The sequence below is a fragment of the Flavobacterium sp. FG19 genome, from assembly GCF_057809475.1.
On the sequence record NZ_JBMDKA010000010.1, the window covers coordinates 163,235 to 176,164 of the forward strand.

Here is a 12,930-nt window from a genome sequence, read left to right on the forward strand (position 1 = left end):
TGCCGGTACCGTTTTGATCCGGTACCGGCAGGGTTATCTATTTTACAATTACTTTGAAAGTTTTTTTCACGTTTGGAGTTTCAAGAACTACAAGGTACATATTGCTCTCAGTTGTTTGAGGTAATTGTATTTCAGTTTTAGCTGTAGATGATTGTACAGTTTTAACCAGCTGACCTGTTACAGAGTAAAGACTGATCTGCATTTTATCCAATTCTTCCTGTGGGAAATCAGCTTCAACAGTAATTACTTTTCCTGTCTCGATTGGGTTAGGATAAAGTTTAGCCTGAAGTGTGTTTGTCAATATGATATGAGAACCACAAGTCTGAAGCACTTTACCATCTTTAGTTGTCATTTTAACCATATATTCTGCATTAGGATCTAACAATGATGATATGCCTTCTCCAGCAGAGTAATACTGACCAGTTCCAATTAATACTCCGTTTTTAAACCATTCGTAAGCCGTAAACTGATAACCGCCGTTTGTTTGCGGATTGTTGTTTACCAATAGTACGTTGTTAAATTTCTGTTGTACGATATCAAAGAAAGCAAATGGTTTTTGAACAGTAATAGAATAAACGTCAGACATACTTCCATCTTCTGATGTAACAGTTACATTCTGAGTGTAAATTCCAGGTTTTGGAGTCTGGATGGTAAAGTTAGCAGAAGGGGTAATAACCGCATTTGTTTCATTTAAAATAGAAACGGCAGGGTTTGTCTCTCCACAAGCCAATAAATGGTTGATTACTTTTCCAGGGTTTTCGTAAACTGTTCCTCCTAATGTGATTCTCTTCACATCGATATTGTTGTTGAGAATTACTAATAACTGCGATACTTCATCAGCAGGAAGGTAATTATCGTCACCTGCCTGGTGCGCTGTAATTAATACTTCTCCTGATCGTAACATCGTTACAGTACCGTCTGCAGAAACTGTAGCAGGGGCAAGTGGTGCATCAAAAGTTGAAGTATAGGTTACAGCTAAGTTAGAACTTGATGTGGCCGTTAATTCAAAAGTATTATTGGCTCCAAGTGTTTTAACCGGAATAGCAGTAAAGGTAATAGTCTGAGGTGCTTTGTTAATTACCAGATCAGCTGTAAGAACTACTGCGGCACAATTTGGTGAAGCAGTTGATGGCGTAATCGTAGCTGTTACGGTATAAGTTCCGGCATTGGTTGCACCGTTGTTCGCAGAGTACGCTACGTTAGCTCCCGCAGGAAGATTAGCAACCTGTAAAGAGTGTGCTGTTCCGTCGTAAGTAACTTCAGCATCGCTAAAGGTTACTGCGTCAAGCGGAGAAGCCAGTACTTTTACAGCTTGTGTCTGAGTAGTCGTATTTCCGTTTCCGTCATCATACGTCCAGGTAATGGTGTAAGTTCCTGCAGTGTTGTATGTTAATGGATCTGTAGTAGTTCCATTGATCGTTCCTGCACAATTATCTACGGCAGTTGGAATAGCAATTTCTGATGCCAAAACAGAGCAGTAGTTTGCTATTTCAGGAAGATCCGTTACAGTAGGTACCGGAGCAGTATGGTCAGGAGTTGTAATGATCGTTACAGTCTGAACAGCTGTACATCCGTTTGCATCTGTAATTGTCACAGTATACGTATTAGCACTTAATCCTGTTGCAGTTGCAGCAGTTCCTCCTGAAGGAGACCATGCATACGTATAAGTTCCGGTTCCTCCGGCAGCTGTTACTGTTGCCGTTCCGTCGTTTGCACCGTTACAGGAAACATCTGTTTTAGATATAGAAGCTGTAATAGCAGCAGGTTCAGCGATAGTAACCGTTTGTGTGGCGATACAAGTATTAGCATCTTCAACAGTAACCGTATAAGTTCCTGCAGCAAGACCAGTTGCAGTTGCAGCATTTCCTCCGACTGGAGACCATGAATAGCTGTATGCTCCGGTTCCACCTGTTACACTTGCAGTTGCAGTTCCGTTTGTTTCACCATTGCAGGAAACATCCGTTGTTGACAGGGCAATGGCGATAGGATCTGGTTCTGTAATAGTAACGGTTTGTGTTGCGATACATCCGTTAGCATCTGTAATAGTTGCTGTATAAATTCCGGCAGTTAATCCGTTTGCAGTTGCAGCAGATCCTCCTGAAGGCGACCAGGCATAGGTATAAGCTCCTGTTCCTCCGGCAGCTGTTACTGTTGCAGTTCCGTTAGCACCATTGTTGCAGGAAACGTTAGTATGCGTTTCTGTTATAACAATTGCGGCAGGTTCTGTAATGGTAACTGTTTCTGCTGCAGTACATCCGTTAGCATCTGTAATAGTTGCGGTATAGATTCCGGCAGCAAGTCCTGTTGCGATAGCAGCAGATCCTCCTGAAGGCGACCATGAATAGGTATAAGGAGCAGTTCCTCCGGCAGCAGTTACTGCTGCAGTTCCATTATTTCCGGCATTGCAGGAAACATTCGTGCTTACAGCAGAAGCTGTAAGTACAGCTGGTTCTGTAATAGTAACAGTTTCTGTTACGGTACATCCGTTAGCATCTGTAATAGTAGCAGTATACGTTCCCATAGCAAGTCCGGAAGCTGTAGCAGCAGTTCCACCAGAAGGAGCCCATACATAAGAGTAAGGAGCAGTTCCTCCGGCAGCGGTTACTGTAGCTGTTCCGTTATTTTCTGCATTGCAGGAAACATTAGTGCTTACAGAAGAGGCTGTAAGTACAGCAGGCTCTGTAATGGTAACGGTTTGTGTTGCGATACATCCGTTAGCATCTTCAACAGTTACGGTATAAATTCCAGTAGCAAGACCAGTTGCAGTTGCAGCAGTTCCTCCGGCAGGAGACCATGAATAGCTGTACGCTCCGGTTCCTCCTGTTACATTGGCAGTTGCAGTTCCGTTTGTTTCACCATTGCAGGAAATATCCGTTTTTGAAAGGGCAATGGTAATAGCATCTGGTTCTGTAATGGTAACGGTTTGTGTTGCGATACATCCGTTAGCATCTGTAATAGTTGCTGTATAAATTCCGGCAGTTAATCCATTAGCAGTTGCATTAGATCCGCCAGAAGGTGACCATGAATAGGTATAAGGAGTTGTTCCTCCGGCAGCTGTTACTGTGGCAGTTCCGTTAGCACCACCGCTGCAGGAAACATTTGAGTGTGTTCCTGTGACACTAAGTGCCGTTGGTTCTGTAATGGTAACGGTTTGCGTTGTAGTACATCCGTTAGCATCGGTAATAGTTGCGGTATACGTTCCAGGAGAAAGATTACTTGCAGCTGCAGCAGTTCCTCCGGATGGAGCCCATGAATAGGTATAAGGAGCAGTTCCTCCGGCAGCTGTTACTTCAGCAGTTCCATTATTTAAGTCATTACAAGTAACATCCGTATAAACAGCTGTTGCTGTAAGAACAGCTGGCTCAGCTATAGTAACGCTTGCTGTTGTCTGGCAAGAATTAGCATCTGTAATGGTAACCGTATAAATTCCGGCAGCAAGACCGTTAGCAGTTGCTGCATTCCCTCCTGTTGGAGACCATGCATACGTATAAGCACCTGTTCCTCCGGTTACGTTTACGGTCGCAGATCCGTTAGTTCCTGAATTACAGGAAACGTCTGTTTGCGTTGTAACAGCCAAAAGTGCATCTGGTTCTGTAATGGTAAAACTTTCTGTTTTTGTACAGAAGTTAGCATCAGTTACTGTAACGGTATAAATTCCGGCAGTAAGTCCGTTAGCCGTTGCAGCATTTCCTCCTGATGGAGACCATGAATAAGAATAACCACCTACTCCGCCTGAAGCACTTACGCTCGCAGATCCGTCGTTACCTTGTTTGCAGGAAACATTGGTTTGTGGGTTTGGTGTTAATACAAGAGCAGCAGGTTCGCTGATTGTAAAGTTTTTAACGATAGAACAACCGTTAGAAGCCGTAATGGTTACTGAGTAATTACCTGCAGTAAGATTAGTGGCCGTATCTTCAGTTCCTCCTGATGGAGACCATACATAAGAAAATGGCCCCGGAGCACCGCTAGGAATTACGGCAGCAGATCCTGTAGCTTCGCCATTACATAAAATATCTGTTTGTGAAGTAGAAGCCACTAAAGTATTAGTTGTTCCTATGATAAAGTTTCTGGTTAAAGTACATCCGTTAGCATCTGTTACTGTAACACTATTACTTCCGGCTGTTAATCCGGTTGCGGTTGAAGTAGTAGCACCAGATGGTGTCCATAAATAGCTGTAAGGAGTTGTACCTCCGTTTACAATTACAGTTGCTTCACCACCCGTTGAGCAGGTAGCATCTACCTGGCTTTGTGAAGCGGTTAAGGCAGCTGCAGGTTCTGTAATGTTAAAGTTTTCTGTAGCGGTACATCCGTTAGCATCTGTAATTGTTACTGTATAATTTCCTATTGTAAGTCCTGATGCGGTAGCGGCAGTTCCTCCTGATGGAGCCCATACGTAGCTATACCCCGGTGTGCCTCCGGATACGGTTACAGTTGCCGAACCTGTTGCAGTTCCATAACAAAGAACATTAGTTTGTGATGGTGTTACAGATAAAGCCGTTGGTTCTGTAATCGTAAAACTTTGAGTAACCTGACAGTTATTGGCATCCGTAACAGTTACGGTATACGGTCCGGCAATAAGGCCTGAAGCAGTATCTCCGATTCCTCCATATGGAGCCCATGAATACGTATAACCTGCGGTTCCTCCGGTAACTGCTACAGTAGCACTACCGTTAGTACCATTAATACACGAAACATTGGTTTGTGAACCAATAGAAGCAGTAAGAGCAGCAGGCTCTCCAATTGTAAAATTCTCTGTAGCTGTACATCCGTTTGCATCCGTAATGGTTACAGTGTAATTTCCGGCTGTTAAACCAAAAGCAGTTGCATTGTTTCCTCCTGTAGGAGCCCATGAATAACTATAACCCGGTGTACCTCCTGAAGCACTTACAGTAGCAGTTCCGTTAGCACCCTGGTTACAGGAAACATCAGTATATCCAACAGCAGTAGCAGTAAGCGGAGCTGATGGTTCTGTAATGATAAAACTAAGGTCATCCTGACATCCATTAGCGTCAGTAACAGTCACAGTATAAGTTCCGGCAGCTAATCCATTAGCAGTTGCATTGGTTCCGCCTGACGGTGCCCATGAATACGTATATCCTGGAGTACCTCCGTTAACACTTACTGTTGCAGATCCTGTGGCATCACCAAAACAGTCAATATTCGTTTGTGCCGCTGGTAAGACATCAAGAGCCGCAGCGGGTTCTGTAATAGTAAAGCTTTCAGTAAGCTGACAGTTATTGGCATCTGTTACCGTTACGGTATAAGTACCTGCTGTAAGACCTGTAGCAGTCGCCGCAGTTCCTCCTGATGGAGCCCATGAATACGTATAAGCACCCGTTCCTCCGGTTACCACAACACCGGCAGATCCTGTTGGTTCGCCATAACATAAAATATCAGTTTGAGATCGTGTTGCCGTAAGGAGATCCGGTTCTGTGATGGTAAAACTTTCTGTTTTTGTACAGAAATTAGCATCAGTTACTGTAACGGTATAAATTCCGGCGGTAAGTCCGTTAGCCGTTGCAGCATTTCCTCCGGATGGAGACCATGAATAAGAATAACCACCCCCTCCGCCAGAAGCAGTTACGCTCGCAGATCCGTCGTTACCTTGATTGCAGGTAACATTGGTTTGTGGGTTTGGTGTTAATACAAGAGCAGCAGGTTCGCTGATTGTAAAGTTTTTAACGATAGAACAACCGTTAGAAGCCGTAATAGTTACTGAGTAATTACCTGCAGTAAGATTAGTGGCTGTATCGCTATTTCCTCCTGATGGAGACCATACATAAGAGAATGGCCCAGGAGCACCGCTAGGAACTACGGCAGCAGATCCTGTAGCTTCGCCATTACATAAAATATCTGTTTGTGAAGTAGAAGCCACTAAAGTATTAGTTGTTCCTATGATAAAGTTTCTGGTTAAAGTACATCCGTTAGCGTCTGTTACTGTAACACTATTACTTCCGGCTGTTAATCCGGTTGCGGTTGAAGTAGTAGCACCAGATGGTGTCCATAAATAGCTGTAAGGAGTTGTACCTCCGTTTACAATTACAGTTGCTTCACCACCCGTTGAGCAGGTAGCATCTACCTGGCTTTGTGAAGCGGTTAAGGCAGCTGCAGGTTCTGTAATGTTAAAGTTTTCTGTAGCGGTACATCCGTTAGCATCTGTAATTGTTACTGTATAATTTCCTATTGTAAGTCCTGATGCGGTAGCGGCAGTTCCTCCTGATGGAGACCATACGTAGCTATACCCCGGTGTGCCTCCGGATACGGTTACAGTAGCCGAACCTGTTGCAGTTCCATAACAAAGAACATTAGTTTGTGATGGTGTTACAGATAAAGCCGTTGGTTCTGTAATCGTAAAACTTTGAATAACCTGACAGTTATTGGCATCCGTAACAGTTACGGTATACGGTCCGGCAATAAGGCCTGAAGCAGTATCTCCGGTTCCTCCGGTAGGAGACCATGAATACGTATAACCTGCGGTTCCTCCGGTAACTGCTACAGTAGCACTACCGTTAGTACCATTAATACACGAAACATTGGTTTGTGAACCAATAGAAGCAGTAAGAGCAGCAGGCTCTCCAATTGTAAAATTCTCTGTAGCTGTACATCCGTTTGCATCCGTAATGGTTACAGTGTAATTTCCGGCTGTTAAACCAAAAGCAGTTGCATTGTTTCCTCCTGTAGGAGCCCATGAATAACTATAACCCGGTGTACCTCCTGAAGCACTTACAGTAGCAGTTCCGTTAGCACCCTGGTTACAGGAAACATCAGTATATCCAACAGCAGTAGCAGTAAGCGGAGCTGATGGTTCTGTAATTGTAAAACTTTGAGATTTCTGACAGTTATTAGCATCCGTAACGGTTACCGTATAGGTTCCTGCAGTTAATCCTGTAGCAGTAGCATCAGTTCCTCCTGATGGTGACCATGAATAGGTATAACCCGGTGTACCTCCGCTGACAGTTACTGTAGCTGATCCTGTAGCATCACCATAACAGGCTATGTTAGTCATTGCCACTGGCGTAACAGTAAGGTCTGAAGCTGGTTCAGTAATGGTAAAACTTTCTGTAAGCTGGCAATTGTTAGCATCTGTTACCGTTACGGTGTAAGTACCTGCTGTAAGACCTGTAGCAGTTGCAGCAGTTCCTCCGGCTGGTGACCAGGAATAAGTATAAGTACCAGTGCCAGTTCCTCCTGTTACCACAACGCCGGCAGATCCTGCTGCATCGCCATAACATAAAATATCAGTTTGAGATCGTGTTGCCGTAAGGGCATCCGGTTCTGTAATGGTAAAACTCTGAGTAGCCTCACATCCGTAGCCATCTGTAACAGTTACGGTATAAATTCCTGCAGAAAGACCATTCGCAGTAGCTGCATTTCCTCCTGATGGAGACCATGAATAAGAATAACCAGGCAAAGGCATTCCGCCCATAACAGATACAGAGGCTGAACCATTACTGCCTCCGTGACAAGAAACATCTGTTTGCGAGGTTGACATGAATACAAGAGCATCTGGTTGAGTTATGGTGAAATTCAAAACTTTTTCACAAAAAATCCCATCTGTTATCGTAACACTGTAGTTTCCTGCAGTTAAATTAGTAATCGAAGAACTGGTTCCTCCATTTGACCATGAATACGTATAACTTCCTATACCGCCTGATGGTGAAACAGATAGAGAACCAGTATTACCTCCATGGCACGCAACATCGGTTTGTGTCGAAGAAACTGAGATATCGGATACCTGTATAGTAGCGGCATTGCTGACAGCATCCGGGGTACAGTTTCCATAAGCTATTACACGATATTGAAAATTATTGATAAGAGGAATAACTCCTGATCCATTAATGGTTAGGCTGGCAGTTGTTTCTCCTGAATGAGGAAAACCACTAGTAACATTAACAAAGCCCGAACCTGAATTAACCTGCCATTGATAGCTGGTAGCATTAGAAGCAGCGGCTGTGAAAGTGACACTTGAACCACTACAAGCAGAAGTGTCGCTTGGTTGTGCTGTAATAATTGGTGCTACATTAACCGTTAAGGCAGCTGCGTTTGAAGTCGCTGTAGGAGTACATGATCCTGTAGCGACCAGTCTGTACAAATATCCGCTTAATGCAGCTGTTGCACCTGTTATAGATAAAGTTGCTGTTGCAGATCCTGAATAAACAGCATCATCTGAAAGATCAGTGAAACCAGAACCCTGATTGATTTGCCACTTATAGCTGCTAGCATTAGCTACAGCAGCAGAAAAAGTAGTATTAGCTCCCTCGCAAATCGTGCTTGAAGAAGGCTGTGTGTTAATACTTGGCGGTACATTAACCGTTAAGACTGCCGCATTAGAAACAGCAGCAGGTGTACATGTTCCTGTAGCCACAACTCTGTAAGCAAATCCATTTAAGGATTCTACGGCACCTGTTATTGTTAATGTTCCGGTAGAAGTTCCGGAGTAAGTAGCATCATCAGCTATATCGAAATAACCAAATCCTTGATTTACCTGCCATTGGTATCCCGTAGCATTTGCTGCTGTGGCAGTAAAAGTAGTAGTGGCTCCTTCGCAGATTGTACTGGAGAGAGGCTGTCCTGTTATAGCCGGCGCTGTATTTACAGTTAAAGCGGCAGAATTAGAGGTAGCATTAGGGGTACATAAACCTGTAACTACAACTCTGTATATGTATCCATTTAAGCCTGCTGTTGCAGCTGTTATAGATAAAGTTGCCGTTGCAGATCCTGAATAAACAGCGTTATCTGAAATACTGTTAAAACCAGATCCCTGATCTACCTGCCATTGATATCCTGTAGCATTTGCTGCTGCAGCGGTAAAAGTAGTAGTCGCCCCGGCGCAGATGGTACTGGCAGATGGCTGTGATATAATGGCCGGTGCTGTATTTACGGTCAGAGCCGCACTATTGGAAGTGACTGAAGGACAGGCTCCTGTAGCATTCAAACGATACTGATAGCCGTTCATCCCGGCAGTAGCTCCGGTAATAGTTAGTGTAGCAGTAGTAGCATTTGAATAAGTGGCATTATTGGTAATATTATTAAAACCAAATCCCTGATCTACCTGCCACTGATAACCTGTAGCATTGTTTACCGCTCCGGTAAAAGTAGTAGTTGCTCCGGCACAGATAGTACTGGCACTTGGCTGTGTTGTAACAGTCAGTGCATTCATACTACCCGTTACAGCCACATTCTGGGTGGTAATACCCGTAGAAGAAATAGTAACATTTCCAGATGGTGTGCCTGTAGCTGTTGAAGCTAAACGTACAAAAATAGTCTGAACAGCGAGATTACCTCCGGTTGGAGAAAAAATGATATTATTGCTGTAAGATCCCCCTGATGATATTGCTATCTCAAAACCAGTTGGTGCTGATACCACTAAGTTGGAAGTCAGACCTCCGGCCTGTACCGTAAAACTTTGTTCTGTAGAAGGACCGCCGCAGCTTGAAAAAGCACTTAAAGAATTCGTAGAAACAATAGCCCCACCCGGCTGTGTGATAATTACGTTTTGAGTGGTCGTACAGCCTCCCAAACCATTTGGAGTACTGTCGGTAATCGTTACCGTATAAGTTCCTGCAGTTAGATTATTAGCTGTTAAGCCAGTTCCGCCGTAAGGGGACCAGGAATAAAAGTAAGGAGATGTACCTTGTGAAACGGTAAGTGTGGCCGAACCATTGTTACCGCCATAAGTACTTACATTACTTTGTGACAAGACGCCTGAATTAATGGCTGTTGGAACAGTTAAAGTAGCATCACCGGAAGTCGCTGATCCCGTTCCGCTTGCTATACAACGATAAACAGAACCATTCATTGAAGAGGTAGCTCCCGTTATGGTTAAGGTTGCAGTAGTTGCTCCTGAATAAATACCGTTATTGATTACAGGATTAAAACCTGAACCAGTGTTTACTTCCCATTGATAACTGGTGGCATTAGTAGCCGTAACAGTAAAGGTTGTATTACTGCCTGCACATATAGTTCTGCTAAACGGACTAGATGTAATGGCCGTAGGTGTACTTAAATAAGGCTGGTCTGAAGGCATCGTAAGCGTTCCCCCACCAAGAGTCCAGTTCGCCTGGTTCATTAAGGCAGTCCTGATTTCGGCCGCTGTACTTAGAGGATAGCTCATTAAATTATCAAAACGAGCTGCTACAGGTGCTGCACCGGAAAGTTCTCCGGTATAAAAAGCATTGGTACCGCCTGTAAGTCCTCCTGCACCGGTTTTTAAAGCTGAACTATTGGTACTGGCTACGCAGCCTGTATCCCAGTTTGCTGTTGTAGTTCCGGAGGCACAACGGTTATAATGCAGTCCGGCAATAAGGGTTACACCATTACCGATAACGCCACCGCCGCCCTGAAAGGCATAAATCTGATCACCTGTACCGGAAAGAACCAGTCCAAAATAGGTCATGGTACCATCAGTTCTTGACACACTTCCATTTAGTGTTGAAGCATTAGTAGCCGGATTAAAAGTATAAGCACTGGTATTTCTTATATATACTTCGGTTCCAATTGTCACTGTGTTCGCAACAGTCCAGGTAACAGCCCCTTCTCCGGCGTTGGCTGCTGACCAGGTACCGTCTGGTGCATAATAGCCCCTGTCACTAAAACTAATTACAGTACCGGGGTCAAGGGTTTTAAGACAGACAAAACTAAAGATATCTCCATCAATAGGAGCCTGTGCACTGTCATAACCGGTAAACAGGAGGTCTCCTGCTACCAGAGTGGTCTGGGAGTTACCTAAGTAACTCTGCAAAAATATCCCCAGAAAGAGGGCGATATTTAAGCATTTTTTAATTTGAGAGTAAAAATGTTTCATAATTAAGATAGTTAAATTATAAAGTGGCAAATTGTTCGCCGTTTTTAAGACCAAAAGCGAGCAATTTGTGCCCACTCATAAAACCTTCATCGGTATAAATTGTATTTATACGAATCTGGGTATTATCATTACATTGTATTATTAAGCCGTTGTTTTCGTTTATTTCCAAAACAGTTCCCGGAGCCTTTGTCGTTTCTGTTGAGGTCTGCGTTTGAGAAACTTCCAAAATACGTATGTTTACACCGTTCCACTGGGTATAAGCACCTTTATTCCAGGGATTACAGGCATTTACTAAAGCCTGTATTGATTTAGAATTCTGCTGTTCCCATTTTATACTCACATCAGCAATAGTTGGTTTTTTATAGTATCGGGCTGCACTTTCATCCTGCGGTACACCCCGGTCATTTAAATGCAGTAGTGTAAAAAGTTCCGGCAGGATATAAGAGGCCAGATAAGATAAATGCGTACAAAGCATTCCGTGTGTAAAATCGGTATGTACAGGCAGTGTCTTTTTTAAAATGATTTTCCCTTTATCAATTTCTTTTTCTATGGCATGAACAGAAATCCCGGTTTCGTGTTTTTGTTTTCTGATGGCTTCAAAAACAGGATCGGCACCCCTCATTTCCGGTAAAAGTCCGTAATGGAAATTATAGAATACATTGGGATGTTTTTCTGTAATTTCTGCGGGTATTTTCCATGGAAAAGTCATGGTAAAGACACATTTTAAACCCGGAATCCTGATTATTTCCTGAAGCTGGACAGTAAGTTTTGATTTTTCCATCCCTATTAAATTCACACCTGCTTTTGCCGCAAATACCGAACAGAAAGCTTTAACATCTTCATTTTCGGCCGGCACACCAATGGTATGTAACCTTCCAAGACTATGTAAAGTTTGTATGGCCGGAAAAGCCATTCGGTTGTTGCACAAAATTACTATGTCACGTATTGGATTCATGAGTCTAAACAGGCATAAGAGTTTAACCAGGAATTAAGTGGTGTATTTTGAACAGCCAGTATATGTTCATATAAGCGGCTTCGTTCCTCTTCCAGATCTGTAATTTCTGTTATATTTTCTAAAAGACAGTTTCCGTTGTGTTCATTTTTCGCTACGGCTGCATAATATACAGGAGCTTTAGAGAAACCTGTTTTAGGATCAAAATGTACTTTTCCTCTTGGAGAATCAATAGTAATATGGTCTAATGACTGACCGTTGGATTGGGTTATAAACAAACCGGCTTCCCAGCCTAAAAGAGAAAAAAAGTTTGCTTTTTGTTCCCGGATGCCATTCATCACGTTTACAAATTCTTCGTTCTCTTTATTTTTTAAATTAACAGACCAGGGTATGGCGCAGCTCCAGTTGTATCCGGGATAGGAAATTTTATTAAGCCAGGATTCCTCGGCAGTAAAACCGCTTCCGTATATTTTAGCGGAAGCTATATTTTTAAGCCTGGCAGATTCCCTGATAAAATCTTCGGTCATATCTCCGCAAAAAGAAGCCAATAAGGACACATTATCATTTTGTTCCAGAAACTCCTCTAACGGCCCTAAAGTAAAATCAACTTTTTTTAAGGCTGTGATGTGATTATAACGCAGTGAACCTCCTTTATCTTCCACCGCAGTAGCGTAAGTGTAAGAGGGACGATAACCGGCATCAAAAAAGGAACAGGTAAAGGCAAAATTACGCTGGCCTTCTTCTATGGCCTTACGGACAATTAAACGGGAACATAAACTGTTTTCCAGCGAAATAAAATAAACATTGGCTAATTTTTTCTCAAAATTTTGAAAATGATAACCACTGTCCAGTACGATAAGTAATTTACCCGAACTTTCAAAAAGTGGCTGTATAAATTCAGCAGTATCCGGATTAATATACCCAATAATGATATCGGTATTATTAAAAAGCAGCTGCTCGCTGCAGGAATAGATTTCTTTATTATCTGCACCAAGGCCTATACTGGCTGTTACGATTTCATGTTTTTCGTCGTGCCCCATTTTTTTCAAAGACGATTTTAGACCGTCCATAATGTCAAATGACATAGAAGGGTAAATAACAGACCGTGGCAAGAGTAAAGCTATTTTCATAAATAATTTTATAGATATTTTTTTTAAACAAACTACCCATTAGA

Annotated in this window: 3 protein-coding genes; all 3 read right to left on the reverse strand. The window is 42.9% G+C overall.

Going from position 1 to position 12,930, the window contains the following annotated elements; genetic code table 11:
- Window positions 1-37: 37 nt before the first annotated feature.
- From ACODST_RS12265 to ACODST_RS12275, 3 genes are read right to left on the reverse strand one after another with little or no spacing between them, the layout of a single operon-like run.
- Window positions 38-10,804, reverse strand: a complete 10,767-nt coding sequence (locus ACODST_RS12265; protein WP_488932394.1) for a T9SS type A sorting domain-containing protein — start codon at window positions 10,802-10,804, stop codon at window positions 38-40.
- A gap of 16 nt (window positions 10,805-10,820) precedes the next feature.
- The gene (locus ACODST_RS12270; protein WP_488932395.1) at window positions 10,821-11,759 is read right to left on the reverse strand and encodes a formyltransferase family protein; all 939 of its coding nucleotides are present in this window, start codon (window positions 11,757-11,759) and stop codon (window positions 10,821-10,823) included.
- The gene (locus tag ACODST_RS12275) at window positions 11,756-12,886 is read right to left on the reverse strand and encodes a type 1 periplasmic-binding domain-containing protein (protein WP_488932396.1); all 1,131 of its coding nucleotides are present in this window, start codon (window positions 12,884-12,886) and stop codon (window positions 11,756-11,758) included. The genes ACODST_RS12270 and ACODST_RS12275 overlap by 4 nt, the downstream gene beginning before the upstream one ends.
- Window positions 12,887-12,930 lie beyond the last annotated feature (44 nt).